We start from the raw sequence: 26,044 nt of genomic DNA on the forward strand, positions 1-26,044 counted from the left end.
AAAACGGCTCAGTGCGTATTGCGGCTGAAGCCCGCCCCGCGGCCGTGCATCGCGGTCGGTTGGCCCTCGGCCTGCGCGCCTTCGGACTGGTCGGCCTGGTTGTCGTCGTGCATCAGCAGGCTGTCGCGCTGGGTCTGCGTATTGATGCGGCCGTCGTTGGTCGCCTTCGTGAGGATCGGGTCCTCGCTCTGCGGCCGATTCTTGTTCGACATGGCGTGCCTCCGGTTGGTGTGGACACGCGCAGGCTGCCGTGTCCCGCGTTAGCGCCGGGCGAGCGTTGCGTGGACGGATGCAGCGGCATGGCGCGACGCTGACCCGCAGCTAACCCGGCGGATGCCAGGCTCCCGCTCCAGCCCGACGGCGGACGGAAACGCCAGCATGCCTATCGCGATCCGCAACCTGGCCGCCGCGGGCTTGGCCCTGTCGCTGGGCGGCTGCTCCATGCTCGCGTCGCTCTATGAAGAGCGCGTGCTGCGCATCGGCGCGATCCTGCTGCTCGTCGCGGCAGTCGTCGGTTTCGTCATCGCCCGCATGCGGCGGTCCTAGCGTTCCTCACCGCCGCTCGCGTTCCGGCGGCCCGAACCATCCGACTCTGCGACGATCCCGCCCATGAACCGACCTACCCACGCACCGCCGCGCGCCCCCGACGCCCACGTCCGCGTGCGCGGCGCGCGCGAGCACAACCTCAAGGACGTCGACGTCGACATCCCGCGCGACGCACTCGTCGTCTTCTCCGGCATTTCCGGCTCCGGCAAGTCGTCGCTCGCCTTCGGCACGCTCTTCGCCGAGGCGCAGCGTCGCTACCTCGAATCGGTCGCACCCTATGCGCGCCGGCTGATCGACCAGGCAGGCGTCCCGGACGTCGACTCGATCGAGGGCCTGCCCCCCGCGGTCGCGCTCCAGCAGCAGCGCGGCGCGACGAGCACGCGCTCGACGGTCGGCAGCGTGACCACGCTGTCGAGCTTGGTGCGCATGATGTATTCGCGCGCCGGCCACTATCCGCCCGGGCAGGCGATGCTCTATGCCGAGGACTTCTCGCCGAACACGCCGCAGGGCGCCTGCCCGCACTGCCACGGCCTGGGGCACGTGTACGAGGTGACCGAGGCCTCGATGGTGCCCGACCCGTCGCTGAGCATCCGCGAGAAGGCGATCGCGGCGTGGCCGCCGGCCTGGCATGGCCAGAACCTGCGCGACATCCTGGTCACGCTCGGCTATGACGTCGACCGCCCGTGGAAGGACCTGCCGAAGACGGAGCGCGACTGGATCCTCTTCACCGAGGAACAGCCCACCGCGCCGGTCTACCCCGGCTTCACGCCCGCCGAGACGCGCGCTGCTCTGAAGAAGAAGCTGGAGCCCGCCTACATGGGCACCTTCATGGGCGCGCGCCGGTACGTACTGCATACGTTCGCCACCACGCAGAGTGCGCTCATGAAGCGCCGCGTCTCGCGCTACATGGTCGGCAGCCTGTGCCCGGTCTGCGACGGCAAGCGCCTGCGCCGCGAGGCGCTGGGCGTGACGTTCGCCGGCGTCGACATCGGCACGCTGTCCCGGATGTCGTTCGACCGCGTCGCCGCGTTGCTGCAGCCGATCGCCGACGGACGCTTCGAGACGGCACCCGTCGCCGGTGCAGGCGAGAGCGCGCGAGGGCGCGAGGCGACGAAACGCGATCGCGCGCGCCGCGGCGCCGCCGGCCACGCGACGCACGCCGCGGCGCCCGACGTGCATCGCACGCCCGAGCTGTCGGAGGAAAAGCGCCTTGCCGCGCAGCGGATCGCCGCCGATCTCATCGCGCGTATCGGCACCTTGCAGGGCCTCGGGCTCGGCTACCTCTCGATGGACCGGAGCACGCCCACGCTCTCGCCCGGCGAACTGCAGCGCCTGCGCCTGGCCACGCAGATCCGCTCGAACCTGTTCGGCGTCGTCTATGTGCTCGACGAGCCGACCGCAGGCCTGCATCCTGCCGACGGCGAAGCGCTGCTCGATGCGCTCGACGCGCTGCGTCGTGCAGGCAATTCGCTGTTCGTCGTCGAGCACGATCTCGAGACCATGCGGCGCGCGGACTGGCTGGTCGACGTCGGCCCCGGTGCCGGCGAGCGCGGCGGCCGCATCCTCTACAGCGGCGTGCCCGACGGGCTGCGCAACGTGGCCGAGTCGAGCACCGCGCGCTACCTGTTCGCCGGGGACACGGTGCCCATGCGCACGCCGCGCAGGCCGACCGGCTGGCTCGAGCTGCGCGGCATCCATCGCAACAACCTGCATGGCCTCGATGCGCGCATTCCGCTCGGCGTGCTTACCGCGGTGACGGGCGTATCGGGCTCGGGGAAGTCGAGCCTGGTGAGCCAGGCGCTCGTCGAGCTCGTCTGCGGGCATCTCGGCCACGAGCCGGAGGACGAGCACGATGCGGCCGACGAGGCCGCGGGCCCGGTCGTGGAGACGCGCACGCAGGGCCATCTCGACGGCGATCTCGAGCTTGTGCGCCGCCTCGTTCGTGTGGACCAGAAGCCCATCGGCCGCACGCCGCGCTCGAACCTCGCGACCTACACCGGGCTCTTCGACCACGTCCGCAAGCTGTTCGCGGCCACGCCCGAGGCGCGCCGCCGGCGCTTCGATGCCGGGCGCTTCTCGTTCAATGTCGCCAAGGGCCGTTGCGAGACGTGCGAGGGCGAGGGCTTCGTCAGCGTCGAGCTGCTCTTCATGCCCAGCGTGTACGCGCCGTGCCCGACGTGCCACGGCGCGCGCTACAACGAGGCCACGCTCAAGGTGAGATGGCGCGAGCGCTCGATCGCGGACGTCCTCGCGATGAGCGTCGAGGAAGCTGCGGAGTTCTTCGCCGATGAGCCCGCCATCCGGCGCCCGCTCGAGCTCTTGCGCGACATTGGCCTCGGTTACCTGCGCCTCGGACAGCCCGCCACGGAACTCTCCGGCGGCGAGGCGCAGCGCATCAAGCTCGCCACCGAGCTGCAGCGCAGCCAGCGCGGCCGCGCACTCTACGTGCTCGACGAGCCGACGACCGGCCTGCACCCCGCCGATGTCGATCGCCTGATGACGCAGCTGCACGGGCTGGTCGACGCCGGCGGCACCGTGGTGCTCGTCGAGCACGAGATGCGGGTGGTGGCGCAGGCTGACTGGGTGATCGACGTCGGGCCGGGTGCGGGCGAGCAGGGCGGGCGACTGGTGGCCTGCGGAACGCCCGGGGACATCGCGCGTGCGAGCGACAGCCGTACGGCGCCCTATCTGGCGCGCGCACTCGGAACGTGAAGGGTGCCCCGGGCCGTCCCGCGGATCCGCAGCGTAGGGGGCCCTGCGGGTACGCGCCTCGCGACCTGCGACGCCCGTCTCAAGATCGGGTCGGCGCCTGCCGATAATGGCGCGTGACCCGACCGGGTCGGCCCGGAGCCCCGTGATTACGAGCCGCAGCATCGCCGAGACCCCGGCGCCCGGTCGCCCGCGCGGCCCCGGCGGGCGCGAGCGCGTGCTCGCGCTCGTCGCCGGGCGTGATCCGCGACGCCGCATCCGCCTGCTGCAATGGGTGACCGCCGGCGGCGTGTACGCCGCGGCCGCCGCGCTGATGGTCTGGGGCATCGACCACGGCTGGATGCGCGCCGCGCATCTCGTGCCGTGGGCGGCCTTCGTGGCGAGCGGCATCGTCACCGCCTACGTCGCGCTGCGCAGTGGCTGGAGCGAGCGCCTGCGCGACCCGGCGCTCACCGAATGGCAGATCGCGATGGCGATCGTCGCGGTCTGCTGGGGCTACCTGATCTGCGGCCCGATCCGGACCGTGACGCTCTTTCCGTTGCTGCTGATCTTCGCGTTCGGAGCGTTCGCGCTGCCGCGGCGGAGGATCGTCGGGCTCGCGCTGTTCGCCTCGCTGAGCCTCGTCGCGGTGACGGGCGCGCACATCCTCGGCCTCGCGCCCTCCGGCGACGAGCCGCCGGCCGCGAGCCTTCCGCTCGACGTCATCAACCTGGTGATGTCCGTGGTGCTGCTCTCGGCGTTCGCGGTCGTCGCCGCGCGCCTGTCCGCGCTGCGGTCTTCGCTGCGTGACAAGGGGGAGCGGCTGCGGCAGGCGCTCGCGGAGGTCCAGCGCCTCGCCACCACCGATGAACTGACGGGCCTGCCGAACCGCCGCTCGATGATGCAACGCCTCGAAGGCCTGCGCGGCTCGGCCGGGGCCTGCGGCACGGGCTTCTGCGTCGCCGTGATCGACATCGACCACTTCAAGCAGATCAACGACTCGCTCGGCCATGCGCAGGGCGATGCGGTGCTGTGGACCTTCGCCGACCACGCGCGGATGCACCTGCGCGACACCGACCTGATGGGGCGCTGGGGCGGCGAGGAGTTCCTCATCGTGATGCTCGGGCTGACGCTGCCGCAGGCGGTCACGCGCGTCGAATCCCTGCTCCAGGCCACGCGCGGCATCGATGCGGCGTCGCGGCCGCTGACCTTCTCGGCCGGTGTCGCCGCCCTCCAGCCCGACGACGACGTCTCCAGCCTCGTGCTGCGCGCCGACCAGGCGATGTACGCGGCCAAGCAGCACGGACGCAACCGCGTGCATGCCGCGGCGCGCACGGTGCATTGATTCGCTGGATATCGCGCGGATCGCGGCGCGAGCCGCGGCGCGTGGCCTAGGTCGCGGGATCCCGCGATCCGTGGAGCAGGCCTTCGACGGCGTCGGGCGACACCACGGCGAACAGGTGCCGGTCGATCTGCTCCAGAATGCCGGCCCACGCGCTCGTGGTTTCAGCGCGCATGCGCCCCTGCTCATGCAGCGGGCCGAACGACTGTTCCGCCTCGAGCGGCGGCCGGCAGGGCTCGGGCACAAAGACGAGCACGCCGCCGGCGCCGCTGTAGACGCAGAGCTCCATCAGGCCGTCGCCAGCGCGGGCGGCAGCAGGCGGTCGTATTCGGCGCGCACCACGGCGTAGCACTCGCAGGACTGGCGCTCCAGGCCGGCACGATCGACGATCGAGATGCGACCGCGCGAGTAGCGGATCAGGCCGAGGTCCTGCAGGCGCCGCGCGGCTTCGGTGACGCCTTCGCGCCGCACGCCCAGGCGCGCCGCGATGGTCTCCTGGGTGAGCTGCAGCTCGTCGCTGCCGATGCGGTCGTGGCACAGCAGCAGCCAGCGGCAGAGCTGCTTCTCGACGGAATGGTGGCGGTTGCAGACCGCGGTCTGCGCCATCTGCGCCAGCAGCACCTGCATGTAGCGCGTGGCCATGAACTGGAACTGCCCGCCGCGGCGGAACTCGCGGTCCGCCACGTCGGCGCGCAGCGCCAGCGCCTCGCCCGCCACCTGCACCACCGCGCTGGACGGCGTCGACCGGCTGTCCATCAGCGTGGCGATCCCCACCAGCCCCTCGCGTCCGATCATCGCGAACTCGGTGCTGTCGCCGCTCTCCGTGGTGTACGTCATCGACACCACGCCCGAGCGCGGGAAGTACATGCACGGCTGGGTCGCGCCGCTGGCATAGAGCACCTTGCCCGCGGGGAGCTCCACGACCTGCAGGTCGTCGCGCAGGCGGTCGCACTCTTCCTCGGACAGCGTCTCGAGCAACCCGTTGCGTGCCAGCCAGCGCGTCGTCGTGGTGTTCATTCCCCTCGGCCACCTCCCTATTCAGCGAAGGATTGTCGGACGCCGGGGGGGACAGCGTATGTACGCCAGCGCACACAGCCGACGGGCGGCTCCGAGCGCGGCGGCCCGGCGCCGCGGGACCGTCGTCCGCGCGGCGCCGGGTGCGTCACATCACGTTGGGCTCGCTGAAGGCCTCGGGCTCGTCCGCGAACGCCTCGACCGGCACGCACGAGCAGAAGACGTTCTTGTCGCCGTAGACGTTATCCACGCGGCCCACCGGCGGCCAGTACTTGTGCTGCTTCAGCACCGGCAGCGGGAACGCGGCGAGCTCGCGTGGATAAGCATGCGTCCACTCGCTGCCCGCCACCATCGTCGCGGTGTGCGGCGCGTTCTTGAGCGGATTGTCCTCGCGGTCGAGCCGGCCGTCCTCGATCGCGCGGATCTCGTCGCGGATCTGGATCATCGCGTCGACGAAGCGGTCGAGCTCGTGCAGCGACTCGCTCTCCGTCGGCTCGACCATCAGCGTGCCGGCCACGGGGAAGCTGAGCGTCGGCGCATGGAAGCCGAAGTCGATCAGGCGCTTGGCGACGTCCTCGGCGGAGATGCCGGTGGCGTCCTTGATCGGCCGCAGGTCGAGGATGCACTCGTGCGCGACGAGGTCGTTGCGGCCCGAATAGAGCGTCGCATAGTGCGGCTCGAGGCGCTTGGCGATGTAGTTGGCATTGAGCAGGGCCACCTGCGTCGCGCGGCGCAGGCCTTCGGCGCCCATCATCGTCACGTACATCCAGCTGATCGGCAGGATCGAGGCCGAGCCGAAGCTGGCTGCCGACACCATGCCCACGTCGCCAGTGCCCACGCCTTCGGTGCGCAGGCCATCGCGGTGCAGCGCGCCCGGCAGGAACGGCGCGAGGTGCGCCTTCACCGCGCATGGGCCCACGCCCGGGCCGCCGCCGCCGTGCGGGATGCAGAACGTCTTGTGCAGGTTGAGGTGGCTCACGTCCGAGCCCCACTTGCCGGGCTTGGCCACGCCCACGAGCGCATTCATGTTCGCGCCGTCGGTGTACACCTGGCCGCCGTGCTCGTGGACGATCTCGCAGATCTCGACCACATCCTCCTCGAACACGCCATGCGTGGAGGGGTAGGTCATCATGATCGCGGCGAGGCGGTCGCTGTACTTCTCGGCCTTCGCGCGGATGTCGGCCACGTCGACGTTGCCGTTGGCATCGCACTTGGTCACCACGACCGACATGCCGCACATCTGCGCCGACGCCGGGTTCGTGCCGTGCGCGGACTCGGGGATCAGGCAGATGTCGCGGTGGCCCTCGCCGCGCGCGCGGTGGTAGGCACGGATCGCGAGCAGGCCCGCGTATTCGCCCTGCGCGCCGGAATTGGGCTGCAGGCTGACCGCGTCGTAGCCCGTGCACTCGACCAGCATCTGCTCCAGCTCGGTGATGAGCTGGCGATAGCCTTCGGCCTGGTCGGCCGGTGCGAGCGGATGGATGTTCGCGAACTCCGGCCACGTCACCGGGATCATCTCCGCGGTGGCATTGAGCTTCATCGTGCACGAGCCCAGCGGGATCATCGTGCGATCGAGCGCGAGGTCCTTGTCGGCCAGCATGCGCATGTAGCGCAGGAGCTCGTGCTCGCTGTGATGCGTGTTGAACACCGGGTGCGTGAGGAAGGGCGAGCTGCGCAGCAGGGCCTGCGGCAGCGCGTCGGCGGTCTCGCTGTCCAGCGCGTCGATGTCGCCGATGTCCGCGCCGAAGACTCGGGCGAGGGCGGCGATGTCGTCGCGCGTGGTCGTCTCGTCGAGGCTGATGCCCACCGATGCGCCGTCGATCGCGCGCAGGTTGATGCCGGCCTCGCGCGCCTTCGCGTGGACCGCCGCGGCGTCCACGCCGGTGACGTGCAGCGTGTCGAAGTAGTTCGCGCCGACCGCCACCCCGGCCTTGCCGAGCGCGCCGCCGAGGATCACGGCGAGGCGATGCACGCGCCGGGCGATGCGCGTGAGCCCTTCGGGCCCGTGGTAGACCGCATACATGCTGGCCATGACCGCCAGCAGGACCTGGGCGGTGCAGATGTTGCTCGTCGCCTTCTCGCGGCGGATGTGCTGCTCGCGCGTCTGCAGGGTCAGGCGGTAGGCGGGCTTGCCCTCGGCATCGATCGAGACGCCGATCAGGCGGCCCGGCATCGAGCGCTTGAAGGCGTCGCGGCAGGCCATGAAGGCCGCATGCGGGCCCCCGAAGCCGAACGGCACGCCGAAGCGCTGGCTGTTGCCCACCACGATGTCCGCACCCCATTCACCGGGCGCGGCGATCAGCGTCAGCGCCAGCAGGTCGGTGGCGACCGACACCAGGCCGCCGCGCGCGTGCACCGCTTCGGCGAGCGCGCGGTAGTCGCGCACTTCGCCGAACGTCGTCGGGTACTGCAGCAGCACGCCGAAGGCGTCGGTGTCGACCGCCTGCACGTCGTCGCCGATCACGAGCTCGATGTCGAGCGGCTCGGCGCGCGTGCGCAGCACGGCGAGCGTCTGCGGATGCACGCCATTGGAGACGAAGAACACGTTCGACTTCGACTTGGCCGAGCGCTTGGCGAGCGTCATCGCCTCGGCGGCCGCGGTGGCCTCGTCGAGCAGCGACGCGTTCGCGATCTCCATGCCGGTGAGCTCGGCGACCATCGTCTGGAAGTTGATCAGCGCTTCCATGCGGCCCTGCGAGATCTCCGCCTGGTACGGCGTGTAGGCCGTGTACCACGCCGGGTTCTCGAGGATGTTGCGCAGGATGACGTTCGGCGTCTGCGTGCCGTAGTACCCCTGGCCGATGAACGAGCGGAAGACCGTGTTCTTCTTCGCGATGCCGCGGATCTTGGCGAGCGCCTCGACCTCGCTGATCGGCTCGGGCAGTGCGAGCGGGTTCGGGGAGCGGATCGAGCCGGGCACGATCGCGTCGGTCAGTGCGTCGATCGAGTCGAAGCCGACGGTGCGCAGCATGTGCGCGATCTCGGCCGCGTTGGGGCCGATGTGGCGCTCGAGGAAGCCGTCGTGGTGCTCGAGGGCGCGGAGGGTAGCGGGCTGGGTCATGGCGGGCATCTAGGCGCGGGCGGGCCGCGGGAGGGGTATCGGGCCTCGCGATGCGACCTGCGTCGCACGTGAAGACCCGCCCGCCGGCCTCGCGGCCGACGGGCGCTCGCGGGCTCGCAGCTCGCGCTGCTCGAAAGCCCCGCTCGCCCCCTCTGTCCTTTTGCCTGAGAGTTTGGACACGCGGGGGAGGCGGCGTGTCTTGCCCCTTCGGCGCCGGCGCGGACCCGAGGGCCGGCCGATCTCTCCAGAGTGTGTACAACCGGCGGTACGGGGCCTGAGCGATTCCGGGCGATTGCGCCTTCGGCAGCGGGTCGGGCCCGCTTCTCCCACCGGATGTGTCGTGCCGATTATAGCCGCGGGCACGGTCCGGTCCGACGGTCCTGTTCCGGGTCGGCGCGGCCGGTCGGCCTCGCGTCAGGCCCCGACACACCGCAGACGGCCAGCACATCGACCAGTCGCCGCGCCTGAACGATACGCCGCGGTTCTACCCGGTCGCTTCCGCCTCGGCCTGAAGCTGCAATTGCCAGAGCTGGGCATAGTGCCCGGGCCGCGCGATCAGCTCCTCGTGCGTGCCAGCCTCCACGATGCGGCCCGCGTCCATCACCAGGATCCGGTCGGCATTCATCACGGTCGACAGCCGGTGCGCGATCACGAGCGTGGTGCGCCCCTGCGCGATGCGCTCGAGCTCCGCCTGGATGGCCTTCTCCGAACGCGAGTCCAGCGCCGACGTGGCCTCGTCGAAGATCATGATGGCTGGGTTCTTGAGCAGCGCCCGCGCGATCGCGACGCGCTGCTTCTCGCCGCCGGAGAGCTTGAGGCCACGCTCGCCGACCTCGGTCTCGTAGGCATCGGGCATGGCGAGGATGAAGTCGTGGATGTGGGCGGCGCGCGCGGCGGCCTCGACCTCCTCGCGGCTCGCGTCCGGCCGGCCGTAGTGGATGTTGTAGAAGATCGTGTCGTTGAACAGGACGGTGTCCTGCGGCACGGTCGCGATCGCGGCGCGTACCGACGCCTGCGTGAGGTCGCGCAGGTCCATGCCGTCGATCGTGATGCGCCCGTGGTCCGGGTCGTAGAAGCGGTAGAGCAGGCGCGCGAGCGTCGACTTGCCCGAGCCGGAATGGCCCACGACGGCGACGGTCTGGCCGGGCCGGATGTCGAAGCTGATGCCCTTGAGGATCTCGCGGCGCGGGTCGTAGGCGAAGCGCACGTCCTCGAAGCGCACGTGCGCCTGGCGGGTCTGCAGCGGCGTCGCGTCCGGGCGGTCCTGCACGTCGAGCTTCTCGTCGAGCAGGCCGAACAGCCGCTCCATGTTCGTGAGCGCCTGCTTGATCTCGCGGTACATCATGCCGAGGTAGTTGAGCGGCGCCGCGAGCTGCAGCAGGTAGGCATTGACCAGCACCAGGTCGCCGAGCGTGAACTCGCCCGCTACCACGCCGCTCGCCGCGCGCCACATGAGCGCCGTGACGCCGAGCGAAACGATCACCGTCTGCCCCACGTTGAGCACGGCGAGCGACTTCAGGCTCATGACGGTGGCCTCCTCGACGCCCTTGAGGTTCGCGTCGTAGCGGCGGGCCTCGTGCTCCTCGTTGCCGAAGTACTTCACCGTCTCGTAGTTGAGCAGCGAGTCGATCGCGCGCGCGTTCGCCCGGGTATCGGCCTCCACCTTCGCGCGGTAGTAGCGCGTGCGCCATTCGGTGACGGCGAACGTCCAGCCGATGTAGCCGAGCAGCGTGGCGAGCGTGATCGCGCCGAAGGTCCAGTCGTAGGCCCAGACGAGGAAGGCGGTGACCAGCGTGACCTCGATCGCGGTCGGGATGATCGTGTAGATCGTCCAGTCGAGCAGGTCGGTGATCGCGGTGCCGCCGCGCTCGACGTCACGCGAGACGCCACCGGTGCGCCGTTGCAGGTGGAAGCGCAGGCTGAGCGCATGCAGGTGGCGGAAGACCTGGAGCGTGACCTCGCGTGCGGTGCGCGCCATCACGCGCGCGAACACCACCTGCCGCAACTCGGTGAAGAGATTGGAGCCCACGCGCGCCGCGCCGTAGGCGGCGAGCAGGAGCACCGGCAGCACGCGCAGGTCCGGCGCGGTATCGAGCGAGTCGACGATCCGCTTGAGCAGCATCGGCACGGTGAGCCCGAGCAGCTTCGCGGCCAGCAGGAAGGTGATCGCGATGACGATGCGCGCCACGTGCGGCCGCAGGTAGGGCAGCAGCGAGCGCACGATGCCGAAGTCGCTGCGCTCGGTGCCGCGACGGCGGACGAGGAGAGGGGTGGAGTCCATCGTCCCAACCTAGGGGCGTGGGCCGGCCCGGGCAACCCCGCCGGGGGTGACGGCGCGTTCCGCATGCGGGCACGCCGCGCTGTTGCGCGAGGGCGACGCCGCGTGCGCATCGCAGCCCGTACCCTAGTCGCCCCACCTTCGCCCGCGCCCGATGACCGAGCCCGCGACCCGGCCCTCCACGCGACGCCTCGCCCTGCTGCTGGGCGGGCTCGCCATGTTCGGGCCGTTCTCGATCGACACGATTTTCCCGGCGTTCCCCGCGATCGGCCGCCAGTTCGCCGCGAACGGCGTCGCGATGCAGCAGACCATCAGCGTCTACCTGATCGCCTACGCGGTGATGTCGATCGTGCACGGGCCGCTGTCGGACGCGATCGGGCGTCGGCGCGTGATCCTCGGCGGGCTCGTGGTCTTCGCCTTCGCGTCCGTGGGCTGCGCGCTGGCCACCGACCTGCCCACGCTGCTCGCGTACCGCGCGCTGCAGGGTCTGTCCTCGGGCGTCGGGCTCATCGTCGGCCGCGCCGTGATCCGCGATGTCTTCCAGGGCCCCGATGCGCAGCGGCTGATGAGCCAGGTCTCGATGATCTTCGGCATCGCGCCGGCCATCGCGCCGGTGATCGGCGGCTGGATCCTCGGCTGGCAGCGCTGGCCGATGATCTTCTGGTTCCTCGTGGCGTTCGCCGTCGTGCTGCTCGCCGCGACGTGGGCCGTGCTGCCGGAGACGCATCCGCCCGCCGCGCGCCTGCGCCTGGCGCCGCGGCAGTTGCTGCGCGACTACGCGGCGATTTTCCTCAACCCGCGGTTCCAGCGGCTCTCGGCCGCGTCGGCGCTGAACTTCGGGGCGCTGTTCCTCTACATCGCGTCGGCGCCGGCCTTCGTGCTCGAAATGCTGCGGCTCGACGGTCGCCACCTCACCGAGACGCAGTTCGGCTGGTTCTTCATCCCCACGATCGGCGGCATGGTGCTGGGCTCGTTCACCTCGGGGCGCGCGGCGGGGCGCCTCGGCGGCGACCGCCTCGTGCAGATCGGCTTCGCCGCCGCCGCGGTCGCGATGATCTACGGGCTTGCCTACAACCTCGTCGACCGTGTGCCCGACGTGCCCTGGGCGCTCGTGCCCATGGCGATCCACGCCTTCGGCATCGCGCTCGTGTTCCCGGTGATCACGCTCGCCATCCTCGACATGTATCCGCGGCAGCGCGGCTCGGCGTCGTCGCTGCAGGCGTTCATCAGCCTGGTGATGAATGCCCTGATCGCGGGCGTGGTGTCGCCGTGGCTCACGCACGATCCGCTGTGGCTCGCGATCGCGGCGGCGGCAATGGTGTTGGGTGGCTGGCTGTTCTGGCGGTGGGAGGCGCGGGTATCGCGCCATGCCGCATGCCCGGCGGCGGGAGGCGACCTGCCCGGCGAGGGCGTCTGACCGATACGCCGTGTCCGCGGTGGTCGAGGATCGCTGTAGCACGCCGCCGAAATTCCGCGCAAAAGAAAAGGCCGGCTTTCGCCGGCCCTTTCCCGGCCATCGTCGCGATCAGGTCCGCGGCGTCGTGCCGGCCTGCGCAGTCGGCGCTGCGGCGGGCGCCGCCGGTCGCGCGCCCGGCGGGGACGCAGGTGCGCCGGACGCGGCATTCGCCTGCCAGCCGCACGTGCGCCCCTCGTTCTGCTGCTTGAGCCATGTCTGCAGCGGTGCGAAGTATTCGAGGATCGCGGAAGCGTCCATCTTCTCGCCGCCGGTCAGCTCCTTCATCGTCGCCTGCCACGGCTGGCTCGCGCCCTTGTTGAGCATCGCCCAGAACTTCTGGCCGGCCGCCGGGTTCCCCGCGAAGCTGCATTCGTACAGCGGGCCGGTATGCCCCGACGCCGTGCACAGCGACTTGTAGAACTGGAACTGCAGCACGTGCGAGAGGAAGTAGCGCGTGTACGGCGTATTGCCCGGCACGTGGTACTTCGCGCCGGCGTCGAAGAACTCCTCGCCGCGCGCCGTAACCGGCGCCACGCCCTGGTACTTGGCCTTCAGGTCCCACCAGGCCTTGTTGTACTGGTCGGGCTTGATCGAGCCGTCGAAGACGCCCCAGCGCCAGCGGTCGATCATCAGGCCGAACGGCAGGAACGAGACCTTCGCCAGCGCCATGCGCATCTGCGCGTTGATCAGTGCCTCGTTGCTCTGCTGCTGCGCGTCGACGAGCCCGATCGACTGCAGGTACTTCGGCGTCATCGCCAGCACCATCGTGTCGCCGATCGCCTCGTGGAAGCCGTCATGCGCGCCCGCCTGGAAGATCGGCGGCAGCTTGTTGTAGGCCAGGTAGTAATAGACGTGGCCCAGCTCGTGGTAGATCGTGGTGAAGTCTTCCTCGTTGGGCTTGATGCACATCTTCGTGCGCACGTCGCCGGCCATGTTCATGTCCCAGGCCGAGGCATGACAGACCACGTCGCGATCCCGCGGCTTGATGAACTGCGTCTTGTCCCAGTAGCTCGCGGGCAGCTTGGGCATGCCGAGCGACGTGTAGAACTCCTGCGCGCGCTCGGTCATCTGGCGCGCGGTGGCGAGTGCCGCGGCCTGTTCGGCCTGCGCCAGCGCCGACGGCGTGCGCTCGCCGGTGAGCTTGCCCGTCTCGGCGGCGAGGTTGCGCTGGTACTGCGCCTGCAGCGCGGCGTTGATGTCGAGGCTGCCGGCGCCCGGATACGGGGCGAGCAGGTCCCAGATGTTCCCCCAGTCCTGCTGCCACATGTTGCCCATCAGGTGCGCGGGCAGCATGCCACCGGCGACGTGGCCCTTGTCGCTGCCGTACTTGGCATCGAGGCGCGAGCCCGCGTAGCAGTGCAACTGCTCGTAGAGCGGCTTGACCTGGCCCCAGAGGCGATCGGTCTCGGCGGCGATCTCCGCCGGCGTCATGTCGTAGCCCGAGCGCCACAGCTCGCCGGCGTCGGCGAAGCCGAGGTCGCGCGCGCCTTCGTTCACCAGCGAGACGAAGCGCGTGTAGTCCTTGCGCATCGGCTGGCTGATCGTGTGCCAGCCCTGCCAGGCCTGCAGCTGCTGGTCGTAATCGCGGTTGCTGCGCAGCACGTCCTCGAGCTCGCCGAGCTGGCGGCAGCTGCGCGCCGGGCCTTCGCCGGTACAGAACTCGCCCGCGCCGTACATGCCTTCCATGCGCGTGGCGATCTGGGTGAGCTCGGCGAGCTTGGCCGGATCCTTCGGCGGCGGCATCGCGGCCGACAGCTTGAGGAGCCGAATCGCGCGCGCCGACTCGGGCGACATCTTCTGGCCCTCGAAGCGCCGAGACTGCTCGATCCAGCTGTTGAGCTGCGCCAGGTAGCGCTCGTTCGCCTTGGCCGACAGCATCTGGCTGTCGTCGTTGATGTACGTCGACGAGAGCCACTGCGCCGCGGTGAGTTCCGGATAGATCCGGCGGTATTCCTCGTTGACGCGCGCGACGAACTGGTCGGCGGTCTCGTTCGCGGGTGCCGACGAGGCGGACGTGGCGGCGCCGGTCGCGGTCGGACTCGCCTGGCGGTCACAGCCGGACAGGCCGATGGCGGCAAGGATGCTCAGCGCGAGCAGGGCGCGTGCGGGCTTCATGGAAACTCCGGTGGGGCAGGGCGCGGAGAGCGCGGTGCCCGCAGGCTAGAGGGGCCACCGGGGCCGCGCAAGCCGGCCGCACCGGGCGCGCGCAGGCGTCAGCCGAAGCGGGCGCCGTCGCATGGGGGTTCGACGAGGCGTCGGGTCGCGGCGTCGACGAGCCCCGCCCGCGCCAGCCACGCCCAGGCCTCCGCCGCATCCTGTTCGACGTAGGCACGCGCCGAGCCGAGCCGGAACGTGTAACCCCAGGCATCCATGTCGGCCAGCACGCGCCCGGCGCCGACGCCGGGCAGCGCGTCCCCGAGCAGCGCCTGCAGCACGCAGACCGCGTCCTCCTCCTCGACCGAATCGGTCGCATCGGTGTGCACCGCGGCGCGACGCTCGGGCGGCAGCACGATCAGATGCGCCGCCTCGTGCAGCAGCGAGTGCACGGGCGTGTCACCGCGCGCGTACACGGTCGCGCCGATCAGGCCCGCCTCGCAGTCACCCCAGTAGCTGCCGGGAATTTCATCGCCGTCGGCGACGTGCTCCAGCCGCAGCCCGTAGCGCGCGAGCAGGGCGGTGACGTGCGAGGCGTCGATGTCGGACAGGGTCAGCATTGGATGGCCGGAAACGGAAATGCCCCCGCAGGGCGAGGGCATCCGGTGCAGCGTCGACGCCTCAGAGCGTGGCTTGCTGCTGGTTCTCGGGCAGCGCGACGGAGATGTCGAGCACCTTGTTGTCGCCTTCGCCGATCAGGTCGACCTTGACCGACTCGGCGTCGACGTTCACGTACTTGCGGATCACCTCGAGCAGCTCGCGCTGCAGCATCGGCAGGTAGTCCGGCCCGCCGCGGCCGGCACGCTCGTGCGCCACGATAATGCGCAGGCGGTCCTTCGCGACGTTCGCGGTCTGCTTCTTGGCCGTGAGGAAGTCGAAGATGCCCATGGCTCAGCCTCCGAAGAGCTTGCTGAGGAAGCCCTTCTTCTCGACCTGGGTGAAGCGCAGCGTGCGGGTTTCGCCGAGCAGGCGTGCGACCGCGTCGTCGTAGGCCTGCGCGGCGTCGGACTGCGTCTCGAGGATGACGGGCTCGCCCTTGTTCGAGGCATTGAGCACGTCGCCCGATTCCGGGATCACGCCCACCGCCTTCAGGCCGAGGATCTCCTCGACGTCGCCGATGGAGAGCATCTCGCCGGTTTCCACGCGCTTGGGGCTGTAGCGCGTGAGCAGCAGGTGCTCCTTGATGCGCCCGCCCTGCTCGGCCTTGCGCGTCTTGGAGGCGAGCAGGCCCAGGATGCGGTCGGAGTCGCGCACCGAGGACACTTCCGGGTTGACCACGACGACGGCCTGGTCCGCGAAGTACATCGCGAGGAACGCACCCTTCTCGATGCCGGCCGGGGAGTCGCAGACGATGTAGTCGAAGCCGTCGGCGGCGAGGTCGTCGAGCACCTTCTGCACGCCTTCCTTGGTGAGCGCATCCTTGTCGCGCGTCTGCGACGCGGCGAGCACATACAGGTTGTCGAAGCGCTTGTCCTTGATCAGCGCCTGCTTGAGCGAGGCCTCGCCGTTGACCACGTTGACGAAGTCGTACACCACGCGGCGCTCGCAACCCATGATCAGGTCGAGGTTGCGCAGGCCGACGTCGAAGTCGATGACGGCGACCTTGTGGCCGCGGCGCGCGAGGCCGCAGGCGAGGCTCGCGCTCGTCGTGGTCTTGCCGACGCCGCCCTTGCCCGAGGTGACTACGATGATTTCGGCCAACTGAGGTTCCTCCGTATTCCGTGATAGCCCGCACGGCTTGGCCGGCGCGGGCGACAGCATGCCCGAAAGCATGCGGCCGTGTGTTGGATTAGTGTTCGAGCGCCTCGATGCGGATCCGGCCCGTCTCCAGCCAGACCTGCACGGGCTTGCCGAGCAGGTGCGCGGGGATGTCCTCCGACACCGTGTAGTGCCCGGCGATGGCCACGAGCTCGGCATGGAACTCGCGGCAGAAGATGCGGGCCTGCTCGAAGCCCTGCGCGCCGGCGAGCGCGCGGCCGCGCAGCGCGCCGTAGATGTGGATCGACCCGTCGGAGATGACTTCGGCGCCGGCACCCACCGCGGAGAGGACCGTGAGGTCGCGGCCGTCGGCGTACACCTGCTGGCCGGAACGGATCGGCGCCGCCTGGATCATGCCCGGCTGCCCGCCCGGTGCGGACGGCGCGGCGACGGCCGGCTCGCGCACGGGTTCCGGCTCACGCCGCGGCGCAGGCGCAGGGGTCGGCTCCGGCGCCTCGCCGGCGGCACGCTCGTACTGCGCCCGGAACTTGGCGAGCAGGGGCAGGCCGAGCTGTTCCGACAGGCGCTCGATCTCGGTCGTGCCGTAGGCGAGCGCGACGGGCAGCACGCCGGCATCGCGCAGCGCATCGACCAGCGCGCGCGCGGTCTCGACGTCGGGCGTGCGCGTCAGGCCGCCGAAGTCGAGCACCACGGCGGCACGCGCGAACAGGTTCGGCGCGCGCTGCACGCGAGAGCGCATCTCCTCGGCGAGCTTTTCCACGTCGAGCGTGCGCACGCGCAGGTTGGCGATGCCGACCTGGCCGATCTTCAGCTCGCCCGCGGGCTCGAAATCCATCGCGGCATTCATGCGTTCGTCCCTGTGGCGCGCGTCACGTCGAGCGTGCGCGGCGTGTGGATCCATGGCTCGGCGGGCAGCGCGCGGCCGTAGGTCTCGGCGACCCACGGATAGCTGCAGAGCTCCTTCATCAGCATCGAGGCGCGTAGGCCCGTCTCTTCCATCACCTGCTGGCCGACTTCCTGGAAGCCGAACGTGCCATGGAAGAGCATCACCGGGTCGATGCCGCCCTGCAGGAGGATCTCGCAGGCCATGCGCGGATAGCGCAGCTCGGCATAGCTCTGCGCGTCGGCATAGAACGCGCGGCCGACGCCACCGCCGCGACGGCGGCTCGCCACCACGATGCGGTCGATGTAGAAGAACTCCGAATGCCGTTCGCTGAACCAGCGGAAGTTCGAGCTGTCGTGGCCCGAGGCATCGCCCATGCCGATCAGGAAGCCCGCCAGCGAACCGTCGCGCTCGGCCACGCGGAAGTACTCGGCGCGCTCGAAGAAATACTTCAGGCGGTTGGAGTCCAGCGGGAGGATCGCGGGTCCGGCGGCGTTGTTCAGGGCTAGGACGGAATCCAGCTCGTGCTCGCGCACGTCGCGGACGACGATCGACATTCTCTTGCGGCTCCCGGTGGTGCGCCGCGCCCGTCCGGCGCGGCGCGGGATTATCGCACGCCCCCGGGCGCGGGCCAGCGCCGCTTGGCATGACTTCCGGCGGGGCGAGGGCGCGGAACGACCGCGTACGATGGGTCCATGCTGGCCCGCCTGAACCACACCCGACTGCTCCGCTATGCGGGCCTGTTCACCTGGGCCGTCGTCGGCTTGCCGCTGCTCTACACGTGGATCGCGCCGGGCGCCTCCGATCCGGCGGTGCCCGACGAGGCCCTCGGCCTGCAGCCTATGCCCGTCGGCGGCTGGATCGCCTACGCGATGTTCGGCCTGAGCTACCTGGTGCTCACCAGCGGGCTCGGCAGCCGGCGCACGCGTCCCGTCGACCTGGTGCTGCTCCTCGCCCTCACCGTCAGCGCGATCATGGTGAGCTACTTCAGCCTGAGCGGGCTGGGCAGCGTATTGCTCATGACGACGGCGTGCGTGCTGCCGTGGCTGCTGCCGCTGCGGGCCGGCATCGTCTGGCTGGTGATCAGCCAGCTCGCAGTGATCCCGGTGTTCGTGCGCGGGTTCAACTTCCCGCTCTTCGAGGCGGCGCTGCAGTCGATGCTCTACGTCGGCTTCTGCGTCTTCGTCTTCGTCACCAGCCTCGTCGCGCGGCAGCAGGCCGAGGCGCGCGAGGAGCAGCGTCGGCTCAATGCCGAGCTGCGCGCCACGCGCCTGCTGCTCGCCGAGAGCGCGCGCGTCAACGAGCGCACGCGCATCTCTCGCGAGCTGCACGACCTGCTCGGCCATCACCTGACCGCGCTGAGCCTGAACCTCGAAGTGGCGGGGCACCTGTCGGACGGGCGCGTCAAGGAGCACGTGAGCCAGGCCCACACGCTCGCGCGCCTGCTGCTCACCGACGTGCGCGAGGCCGTGAGCCAGCTGCGCGAGGGCGGGGCGATGGACCTCTCCGTCGCCCTGCGCCCGCTGGCCGAGAACGTGCCCTCGCTCGACATCCACATGGACATCGAGTCGCCCCTCACGCTCGACGACCCCGAGCGCGCGCACGTGCTCCTGCGTAGCACGCAGGAAATCATCACCAATGCCGTGCGCCATGCGGGCGCGCGCAACCTGTGGATCGCGGCCGGGCGCGACGCCGGGCGGATCGTGATGACCGCGCGCGACGACGGCCGCGGCGCCGACCTGCTCGTGGCCGGCAACGGGCTGCGCGGCATGCGCGAGCGGCTCGCCCAGCACGGCGGCGACCTCGAGATCGATACACGCCCGGGGGAGGGATTCCGCCTCCGGCTCGTCCTGCCCATCGCCGCCGCCAGTGCGGTCCGAGAAGGAGTCGCCGTATGAATGCCCCCGCCGAACGCCGCATCCGCGTGATGCTGGTCGACGACCAGAACCTCGTCCGGCAGGGCGTCCGCTCGCTGCTCGGGCTCGCCTCGGGTATCGAGGTCGTCGCCGAGGCCGCCGACGGCAAGCAGGCCGTGGAGATGATCCCGCAGGTGCAGCCCGACGTCGTCCTGATGGACATGCGGATGCCGGTGATGTCGGGCCTGGAGGCCCTGCAGATGCTCGCTCGCACGCAGCAGCTGCCGCCTACGATCATCCTCACCACGTTCGACGACGACCAGCTGGTGCTCGCCGGGATCAAGGCGGGCGCGAAGGGCTACCTGCTCAAGGACGTCTCGCTCGACCAGCTCGTCGGGGCGATCCAGACCGTGGCCGACGGCGGCTCGCTCGTGCAGCCTGCGGTGACCCAGCGCCTGCTCTCGGGCCTTGAGCACATGCGCAACGACTTCGTGAGCCTCGACCGTCCGGATCCGCTCACCGACCGCGAGACCGAGATCCTGCGGCTGATGGCGGGCGGGTTCTCGAACAAAGAGATCGCCAACTCGCTGGGCGTGGCGGAGGGGACGATCAAGAACCACGTCTCGAACATCCTGTCGAAGCTCGGCGTGCGCGATCGCACGCGGGCGGTCCTCAAGGCCTTCGAGCTGCAGCTCGTCTGATCGGGCCTCGTGGCGCCCGGTGGCCGCGACGCACGCCGGCGCCTCGGGCCCGACCCGCTGAAGTGTCGTGGCGGGCCGCGGCGCTGACCGGGAGACGGCGGTGCTTTAGAGAGAAATCGCTGGCGGCACGTGAACCGTCGGCGCGTTGGCCGGCCACGGCCGGTTTTTCCGTCGTCGCCGTGGCGCACGGCGGGCGCGACCTGCCGCACTGTTCGGTGAAAGCCGCGGTTCCGCGTGTTCGCAGCCGCCGCTCACTCTTGTTAGGATTGCCGGTCTGCGCCCAGAGCCCGCGACGGGTGGCGCGGGCCAGGCCCCGGAGAACTCCTGAATGACCCGTTTGATCGAGATCCTGATTTCCTTCGCGATCGTGTTCGTGCTGTTCCTGCTGATCGGCGTCTTCCTGCCGTCCAGCCGCCACCTCGTCGAGAAGGTGGAGACGAACCGCAAGCTGACGATCGTGTACGACCTGCTGAGCAGCGTGCGCCGCTTCACCGACTGGAACCCGGTGCTGCTCCACGACCCGAAGGCGAACATCACGCGCTCGGGCCCGGATTCGGGCGTCGGTGCGCAGATCGGCTGGACCTCCGACGCGCGCGGCGTGCCGAACGCCTCGTGGAAGATCGTCGAGGCCGAGCCGGGCAAGCGCATCAAGTGGGCCATCGAGAGCGACACCCCGGGCTCGGGCAAGCAGAGCGAGTTCACCTTCAAGCGCGTGGGCAACCGCGGCCGCAACGTCGAGGTCACGCAGACCTACGACGTGCAGTACGGCTTCAATCCGATCGCGCGCTACGCCGGCCTGTACGTGAGCAGCAGCGTCGGCGAGGACATCAAGCTCGGCCTGCAGCGCCTGAACAATGCGCTCGCGACGATCCCGAACGTCGACTACGGCCTGCTGCAGCAGCAGTACAAGGCGCCGGTGCCGACGATCCAGCCGCGCGCGGCCGAGACGGTGCTGTTCGTGACCGCCGCGATACCGGTCGATCGCGAGAAGATCCAGAACCAGATGAGCGCGAACCAGGAATGGATCCGCAAGGTGATGGCGTCGAACGGTCTCGAGGCCGCCGGCCCGGTGCGCATCATCACCAACGAGCAGGGCTCGCAGACCTACTCGTTCGATGTCGCGCAGCCGGTTCGCAAGGCGGGCGTCGCGGGCAAGATCGAGGGCATCAAGCTCGAGGGCCCGGTCAAGGTCGCGCACAACGACGCCGGCCGCGTGGTCAGCACCACGTTCAAGGGCGACATGGGCAACCTGCAGAACCTGCGCGATGCACTGCGTGCGTGGGCGCTCGCCCGCGGCTACGAGACGGTCGACCGCCCGTACGAGGCCTGGACCGGCGGTATCCCGGCCGGCTTCACCGAGGAAGGCCAGTTCACGGTCTTCTGGGCCGTGAAGTAAGCCTCGGAGCTCCGGAAAACGCGCCGCTCGCCGGCGCGTTTTTCGTTTTGGGGTCGGAGGAGATACCGATGCGATCGACGGCACTGCATGCCCGCCTGCTCGGCGCGACCGGCGCATCGCTCGCCGCGATGTCGGTCGCACTCGGCGCCTATGCCTCGCATGCGGCATCGCCCGACGCCGCGCGCCGGCTCGGCATCGCGGCCGCATTCGCATTCGGGCATGGACTCGCGCTGGTGGCACTGGCGCCCGGCGCAACACGCACGCCGGAGCGGCTCGGCCTCTACGCCATCGCTACAGGCACGCTCGCATTCGCCGGTAGCCTCGCAGGCGCCGCGCTCATCGGCACGGGGACGTCGGTCGCGCCTGCCGGCGGGCTCGCCCTGATCGCAGGCTGGCTGCTGATCGCATTCGCTCGGGCTCGGGGCTGACGTGCCGCGCTGGCGCCGGGGCTTCGACACGGATGCGGCGGCGCGCCACCTGCGCCGCGTCGATCGTGCACTCGCGCCTTGGATGCGACGCATCGGGCCGATCGCGCCGGAGCCGCGCTGGCGGAAGAGCTTCGACCCGGTCGATGCGCTCGCCCGCGCGATCCTCTACCAGCAGCTCTCCGGAAAGGCCGCCGCGACGATCGTCGGGCGCGTGGAGGCGGCGATCGGCAGCGACCGCCTGCATGCCGACACGCTGGCCCGGATCGACGACGTCGCGCTGCGCGCCTGCGGCGTCTCCGGCAACAAGCTGCTCGCCCTGCGCGACCTCGCACGCCGCGAGGCGCTCGGCGAGATCCCGACCGTGCGGCAGATGTCGGTGATGGACGAGGCCGCGATCATCGCGGCGCTCGTCCCCATCCGTGGCATCGGCCGCTGGACGGTGGAGATGATGCTGATGTTCCGTCTCGGCCGGCCGGACGTGCTGCCGGTCGACGACCTCGGCATCCGCAAGGGCGTGCAGCTCGTCGACGGGCTCGACGCGATGCCTACGCCCCGCGCGCTCGCCGAGCGCGGCGAGGCCTGGGGGCCGTACCGCACCTACGCGAGCTTCTACCTCTGGCGGATCGCGGATTTCGCGGGGCCTGCGCGTGCGGCCGTGAAGCGGTCGCAGGACTAGCCCGGCGACCTTTCCGGTACGCAGGGCGCGGTGGACCGCGGACGTTGCGCTAGCGCAGATAGCGGTCCCACAGCAGGTTGCGAAAGCGGTACGCCGGATCGATCCGGGCCTTGATCGCAGCGAAGGCATCGATCGCGGGATAGCCGCGCTCGAATTGCGCTAGGGTCGCATGCCGCCGGTAAGGCAGGTAATGCCGTCCTCCGACGTCGAGGCTGGCGTCGACCAGGCGCCGTGTCCAAGCCGCCGTCGCCGCGTCGGCACCCGGGACCCTGCGCTGCTTGTGGTAGAGCACGAACGAGAAGACATCGTCGCGGGCCCAGGCCAGCAAGCTCGTCGGGTCGCGCGGCGAGTGGCGAAGCGAGACGTTCAGGACCTGCGCGTCCGACGCCTGCAGGATCGAGGCCATCGAGCGCGCGAACGCGGTGAATGCCGCGACCGGCACGAAATACTCCTGCAGCAGGTAGGTGGACATCCGCCGCGTGCGGGGCTCCAGCGCGGCCGCATCGAGGCTCGCCTGGAAGTTGCGCCACTGCACGACAGGCTCGTCGAGCTCGCGCGCGGCGAGCTTCTCGCGCAGTGCTGCGCCGCCCGGGAGTTCCGACACCGCCCAGATCAGGTTCTTCTCCCGCGTGTAGTCGAGGCCCCGCGGGACCAGCCGTCGGTGCTCCGTCACGGGTGCATCGGTGCGATGCCAGCTGATCGCGACCGGCCGGTCGAAGGCCGGTGGATACAGGTCCGCATTGTGGAGCACGACGTCGCTGCGTCCGGCGATCCGTTCGCGGACATAGGCCGGGTAGTCCTCCAGCGCCACCGCCTCGACACGGCGTTCGAGCCGCGTGTTCGCTGCCAGGTCGACCTCGACCTCGGTGATGACGCCGAGCCCGCCGTAGCCGCCGCAGACGGCGCCGAAGAGCTCCGCATCCTGCTGCCGGGTCAGCTCGCGAACGTCGCCGTCCGCGGTCACCAGGCGAATGGCGCGCACGCTGTTCACCAGCGGGCCCGCCCCGACGTAGCGCCCGTGGCAGTTGACCGACAGCGATCCGCCTACGCTGAAGTTGCTGTAGCTCTGCATGATGCGCACGGCGAGGTCGTGCGGATCGAGATGCTCCTGCAGGTCGCGCCATCGCACGCCGGCCTGCACGCGTGCGATCCGCCGGGCCGGATCGACGACGAGCACGCGGCCGAGCGCGCGCATGTCGAGGTGCAGGGATCCGGGTGCGGCGACCTGCCCGCCCATGCTGTAGCGCGCGCCGCCGATGGAGACGCCGCCCCGGGTCTCGGCCAGGATCCGGGCCACCGCCGTGGTGCTCCGGGGACGTAGCACGCGCGAGACACGTACCTGCTTGATGCCCGCGACGTCGTCGACGTCGAGCGGCGCGTCCGCGGACGAGCAGGATGCGAGCATTCCGCCGGCCGCGGCGCCGAGCCCCGCAGCCAGCATGCGCCGGCGATCCGGATCCGGTGCCGCGGGCGGCCGTGCGGCGCGGGACGCCGCATCTCGGAGGCCGTGCGCAGGCAGCCGCTGAATCCAGGGAAGCAGGTCGTCGGGCATCGTGATTGGATCCTGAGATTTCAGCCGACGGCGGCATCGCGGGCGGGATCGTCGAGTCGACTGCCGGATCCCCGCGGGGCCGGGCCGAGGGAGCGCCTGATCGAAACCGTCCCGCGACGCGCCTCGACTAGGCCGGTTCCATCGCGGGCAGCCGCACGGCGAAGCGATTCTTGAGACGGAGGGCCGGTCGCTCGACGAGGTGCCAGGACGCAAAGGCGCACGCCAGCGCGATCAGCGAGGCGATCGCGATGTTCGCGGCCACGCTCGTTGCCCCGAGCAGCAGCGCGACCTGCTGCGACGGCCAGCCGTAGAGATAGAGCCCGTAGGACACGTCGGTATGCCGAAGCAGATTGCGTCGCGCCGAAAATGCGAGCCACAGCCCGCCGTAGGCCACGAGCGCGAAGTAGGCGGCGATACCAACGGAACTCTCCCCGCGCAGGATGATTGCGACGGCGAGGAGGATGAGCGTCGCCCAGCCGCTCAAGACGATCCGCGTGCGCAGCACCCAGAACAACGTGCCGGTGATGAAGAATGCGGTCACCCACAGCAGGTAGGCGATGTGCTCGGGCAGTGGCGCCGAGCGCCAGGCGTAGGCCGCGGCGCCGATGAGGGCGATCGACCAGGCGGACACATAGCGCGTCGGCCGCAGCATACCGGCGATGCCCGCCAGCAGAAGCGCCAGGTACAACCGGCCCTCGATCGGAAGCGTCCACAACGAGCCGTTGACCGCCGTGCGCGGCAGCGCCTCGAAGACGCCGGGCAGCCAGAACTCCGCGCGCCACAGACTCACGTTGCTCCAGAGGTATCGCCAGGTGCGCGCATCCTGCCAGTAGCCGGGATCCGCGCTGAGCGCCGCGCCGAGGAGCACGGTCGCCGCGACGCAGACGGCAAGCGCCGGAAAGATCCGCAGCACGCGCGCCACCAGGAACGCCTTCGCGCCGTTTCGTTCGAAGCTTGCGGCGACGAGGAAGCCGCTGACCAGGAAGAACACGTCCACCGCGAGCGCGCCAGCGGAGCGGAAGCCGGTCAGCCACGCGACGTGGTCGTTGCCCACCGTGCCCGTGATCGCCCACGCATGGCTGTAGATCACCAGCCACGCCGCGACGAGGCGGATCAGGTTGAAGTGGTTGGCGCCGTTCGACCAGGCCGCGTCGATGGTGCGCGTCATGCAGCGCCGGTCCAGGCCCAGTGCCATGGCTCGTAGACGATGCCGTGCGGATTGTCGCGCGGGTAGCTCATGCGGAACCCATGGGCCGCGCCATGCCGGCGCAGCCAGTCGAACGCAGGCGTCGCTTCGAAGCTCTCCTCGGCCGGGGGCTCGCCCGGCGTGCCGATGTCGAGCGCACGCCCCGAATGGTGCTCGCTGTAGCCGGGCGCGGCGTTCACCGTGAGGATCTGCTCCACGCTCTGGCCACGCGCGAGCTTCCGCTCGAAGATGCCGAGCTGGTAGTCGTGGCTGCGGTAGCCCGAGATCGCTTCGAGCACGACCCCGTCGCGTCGCGCGGTCGCCTGCATCGACTGCCAGGCGCGTGCAGCCGGCGCACGCAGGAAAAGCGGGCGCCGGTAGCGATCGAATCCGGCGAAGGCGAGAACGGCGGGTTCGGCAACGAGCGCAAGGCCGCTCCGCGCCGCATAGGCTTCGGCGTCGAGGCCCAGTGCGTCCAGGCGGCGCTCGATGCGTGCCAGCGGCAGGTCCGTCGAGGTCGCGGGCGGGCCGCGCCCGAGCACGCGCTGCGCCACCTCGACGCCGGGCTCGCGCCGCCAGCGCGCGTCCATGGCGACGGCGACGCCGTCCCGCAGGGCCGCGAGATAGCGCCCGTCGCGCTTGCGGCGCAGCACGTGCTGGGCCTGCGCCAGCAGGCGCGCATGCGCGTTCGATCGGGCCCGAAGCAGGCGCGCGGGCCACACCTCGACGTGGGGCGTATTGATCAGCAGGGCGGATCCGGGATGCATGCGGCGCAGGTTAACGGGCGGGGCGGGGCTCCGCCATGCGATGCGCGTGGAAGCGGTTCGGAGCGGTCAGGGCGGGGCTGGCGCGGTGGCCGCGATCGCCGGGCGCAATCCCGACGCCGTGCGGGCAACGACGATGCAGGCGTCGGGCGTTCCTCATGCCGCGGACGTGGATGCGACGCAACGGTTGCCAGGATCCCGAACAACACAGGTGCACCGGGTTCGAGCCGGCCGGCGTGTCGTATCGATCGCCTCGGGCGGTCTCCGGACGTGGTCAATGTCGTTTCCTGGCATCGTCGACGCGCTGATGGCGAGCATCTTTTCCAGCATCGCCGGCAGGAGCC

23 protein-coding genes and 1 riboswitch are annotated in these 26,044 nt (G+C 70.4%); of the genes, 9 read left to right on the top strand and 14 right to left on the bottom strand.

Annotation, left to right across the window (positions count from 1 at the left end; translation table 11 throughout):
• Window positions 1-8: 8 nt before the first annotated feature.
• Window positions 9-212: a hypothetical protein gene (locus ACYVJJ_RS07395; RefSeq protein ID WP_460832379.1), complete on the bottom strand. Its 204-nt coding sequence runs from the start codon at window positions 210-212 to the stop codon at window positions 9-11.
• Window positions 213-378: 166 nt separating this feature from the next.
• Here ACYVJJ_RS07395 and ACYVJJ_RS07400 point away from each other — a divergent pair, with 166 nt between their 5' ends.
• The 3 genes from ACYVJJ_RS07400 (at window position 379) to ACYVJJ_RS07410 (ending at window position 4,579) form a co-directional block, all read left to right on the top strand.
• Complete coding sequence (locus tag ACYVJJ_RS07400; protein ID WP_460832380.1) at window positions 379-546, top strand: hypothetical protein; 168 nt, start codon at window positions 379-381, stop codon at window positions 544-546.
• Window positions 547-609: 63 nt separating this feature from the next.
• Window positions 610-3,258, top strand: a complete 2,649-nt coding sequence (locus ACYVJJ_RS07405; RefSeq protein ID WP_460832381.1) for an excinuclease ABC subunit UvrA — start codon at window positions 610-612, stop codon at window positions 3,256-3,258.
• A gap of 142 nt (window positions 3,259-3,400) precedes the next feature.
• Complete coding sequence (locus ACYVJJ_RS07410; RefSeq protein WP_460832383.1) at window positions 3,401-4,579, top strand: GGDEF domain-containing protein; 1,179 nt, start codon at window positions 3,401-3,403, stop codon at window positions 4,577-4,579.
• A gap of 46 nt (window positions 4,580-4,625) precedes the next feature.
• Here the strand turns inward: ACYVJJ_RS07410 and ACYVJJ_RS07415 are convergent, their stop codons facing one another.
• From ACYVJJ_RS07415 to ACYVJJ_RS07430, 4 genes are all read right to left on the bottom strand, one after another.
• The gene (locus tag ACYVJJ_RS07415; RefSeq protein WP_460832385.1) at window positions 4,626-4,865 is read right to left on the bottom strand and encodes a hypothetical protein; all 240 of its coding nucleotides are present in this window, start codon (window positions 4,863-4,865) and stop codon (window positions 4,626-4,628) included.
• Window positions 4,865-5,593, bottom strand: a complete 729-nt coding sequence (locus ACYVJJ_RS07420) for a Crp/Fnr family transcriptional regulator (RefSeq protein WP_460832387.1) — start codon at window positions 5,591-5,593, stop codon at window positions 4,865-4,867. Before ACYVJJ_RS07420 ends, ACYVJJ_RS07415 begins: the two co-directional genes overlap by 1 nt.
• 145 nt (window positions 5,594-5,738) lie before the next feature.
• The gene (gene gcvP, locus ACYVJJ_RS07425) at window positions 5,739-8,660 is read right to left on the bottom strand and encodes an aminomethyl-transferring glycine dehydrogenase (protein ID WP_460832389.1); all 2,922 of its coding nucleotides are present in this window, start codon (window positions 8,658-8,660) and stop codon (window positions 5,739-5,741) included.
• A gap of 133 nt (window positions 8,661-8,793) precedes the next feature.
• Window positions 8,794-8,909, bottom strand: a riboswitch (glycine riboswitch).
• Between the two features lie 226 nt (window positions 8,910-9,135).
• Window positions 9,136-10,932 (bottom strand): ABCB family ABC transporter ATP-binding protein/permease, encoded by a 1,797-nt coding sequence (locus ACYVJJ_RS07430; protein ID WP_460832390.1) that lies wholly within the window; start codon window positions 10,930-10,932, stop codon window positions 9,136-9,138.
• 151 nt (window positions 10,933-11,083) lie between these two features.
• Between ACYVJJ_RS07430 and ACYVJJ_RS07435 the strand changes: the two genes are divergently transcribed.
• Window positions 11,084-12,346, top strand: coding sequence for a multidrug effflux MFS transporter (locus ACYVJJ_RS07435; protein WP_460832392.1), 1,263 nt, complete (start codon window positions 11,084-11,086; stop codon window positions 12,344-12,346).
• A gap of 108 nt (window positions 12,347-12,454) precedes the next feature.
• On the opposite strand, the gene ACYVJJ_RS07440 is transcribed toward ACYVJJ_RS07435, so the two are convergent.
• The 6 genes from ACYVJJ_RS07440 to ACYVJJ_RS07465 all read right to left on the bottom strand — a co-directional run bounded on the left by ACYVJJ_RS07440 (window position 12,455) and on the right by ACYVJJ_RS07465 (window position 17,698).
• The gene (locus ACYVJJ_RS07440) at window positions 12,455-14,500 is read right to left on the bottom strand and encodes a M2 family metallopeptidase (protein WP_460832393.1); all 2,046 of its coding nucleotides are present in this window, start codon (window positions 14,498-14,500) and stop codon (window positions 12,455-12,457) included.
• A gap of 98 nt (window positions 14,501-14,598) precedes the next feature.
• Entirely contained in the window at window positions 14,599-15,099 is a 501-nt protein-coding gene (locus tag ACYVJJ_RS07445) for a hypothetical protein (protein ID WP_460832395.1), read from the bottom strand.
• A gap of 61 nt (window positions 15,100-15,160) precedes the next feature.
• Window positions 15,161-15,427 (bottom strand): cell division topological specificity factor MinE, encoded by a 267-nt coding sequence (gene minE / locus ACYVJJ_RS07450; RefSeq protein ID WP_460832396.1) that lies wholly within the window; start codon window positions 15,425-15,427, stop codon window positions 15,161-15,163.
• A 3-nt stretch (window positions 15,428-15,430) separates the two neighbouring features.
• Window positions 15,431-16,240 carry a septum site-determining protein MinD gene (minD, locus tag ACYVJJ_RS07455; RefSeq protein ID WP_460832398.1) on the bottom strand — a complete coding sequence of 270 codons (810 nt, stop codon included), beginning with the start codon at window positions 16,238-16,240 and terminating at the stop codon, window positions 15,431-15,433.
• An 88-nt stretch (window positions 16,241-16,328) separates the two neighbouring features.
• On the bottom strand, window positions 16,329-17,105 hold the full coding sequence (gene minC, locus ACYVJJ_RS07460) for a septum site-determining protein MinC (RefSeq protein ID WP_460832400.1): 777 nt from the start codon (window positions 17,103-17,105) through the stop codon (window positions 16,329-16,331).
• Entirely contained in the window at window positions 17,102-17,698 is a 597-nt protein-coding gene (locus ACYVJJ_RS07465) for a GNAT family N-acetyltransferase (RefSeq protein WP_460832402.1), read from the bottom strand. Before ACYVJJ_RS07465 ends, minC begins: the two co-directional genes overlap by 4 nt.
• A 138-nt stretch (window positions 17,699-17,836) precedes the next feature.
• Here ACYVJJ_RS07465 and ACYVJJ_RS07470 point away from each other — a divergent pair, with 138 nt between their 5' ends.
• The 5 genes from ACYVJJ_RS07470 (at window position 17,837) to ACYVJJ_RS07490 (ending at window position 22,198) form a co-directional block, all read left to right on the top strand.
• Window positions 17,837-19,039, top strand: a complete 1,203-nt coding sequence (locus ACYVJJ_RS07470; protein ID WP_460832404.1) for a sensor histidine kinase — start codon at window positions 17,837-17,839, stop codon at window positions 19,037-19,039.
• Complete coding sequence (locus tag ACYVJJ_RS07475) at window positions 19,036-19,698, top strand: response regulator (RefSeq protein WP_460832406.1); 663 nt, start codon at window positions 19,036-19,038, stop codon at window positions 19,696-19,698. Before ACYVJJ_RS07470 ends, ACYVJJ_RS07475 begins: the two co-directional genes overlap by 4 nt.
• A 328-nt stretch (window positions 19,699-20,026) precedes the next feature.
• A complete protein-coding gene (locus tag ACYVJJ_RS07480) occupies window positions 20,027-21,094 on the top strand; it encodes an SRPBCC family protein (protein ID WP_460832408.1) in 1,068 nt (355 codons plus the stop codon).
• A gap of 68 nt (window positions 21,095-21,162) precedes the next feature.
• Entirely contained in the window at window positions 21,163-21,522 is a 360-nt protein-coding gene (locus ACYVJJ_RS07485) for a DUF423 domain-containing protein (protein WP_460832410.1), read from the top strand.
• 1 nt (window position 21,523) lies between these two features.
• The gene (locus ACYVJJ_RS07490; RefSeq protein ID WP_460832412.1) at window positions 21,524-22,198 is read left to right on the top strand and encodes a DNA-3-methyladenine glycosylase family protein; all 675 of its coding nucleotides are present in this window, start codon (window positions 21,524-21,526) and stop codon (window positions 22,196-22,198) included.
• 49 nt (window positions 22,199-22,247) lie between these two features.
• On the opposite strand, the gene ACYVJJ_RS07495 is transcribed toward ACYVJJ_RS07490, so the two are convergent.
• The 3 genes from ACYVJJ_RS07495 to ACYVJJ_RS07505 form a co-directional block, all read right to left on the bottom strand.
• Window positions 22,248-23,639 (bottom strand): FAD-binding oxidoreductase, encoded by a 1,392-nt coding sequence (locus tag ACYVJJ_RS07495; RefSeq protein ID WP_460832414.1) that lies wholly within the window; start codon window positions 23,637-23,639, stop codon window positions 22,248-22,250.
• Between the two features lie 238 nt (window positions 23,640-23,877).
• On the bottom strand, window positions 23,878-24,918 hold the full coding sequence (locus tag ACYVJJ_RS07500) for an acyltransferase family protein (protein WP_460832416.1): 1,041 nt from the start codon (window positions 24,916-24,918) through the stop codon (window positions 23,878-23,880).
• Window positions 24,915-25,703 carry a M15 family metallopeptidase gene (locus tag ACYVJJ_RS07505; RefSeq protein ID WP_460832418.1) on the bottom strand — a complete coding sequence of 263 codons (789 nt, stop codon included), beginning with the start codon at window positions 25,701-25,703 and terminating at the stop codon, window positions 24,915-24,917. The genes ACYVJJ_RS07500 and ACYVJJ_RS07505 overlap by 4 nt, the downstream gene beginning before the upstream one ends.
• Between the last annotated feature and the right edge of the window lie 341 nt (window positions 25,704-26,044).

The sequence above is a fragment of the Lysobacter humi (ex Lee et al. 2017) genome (assembly GCF_054781815.1).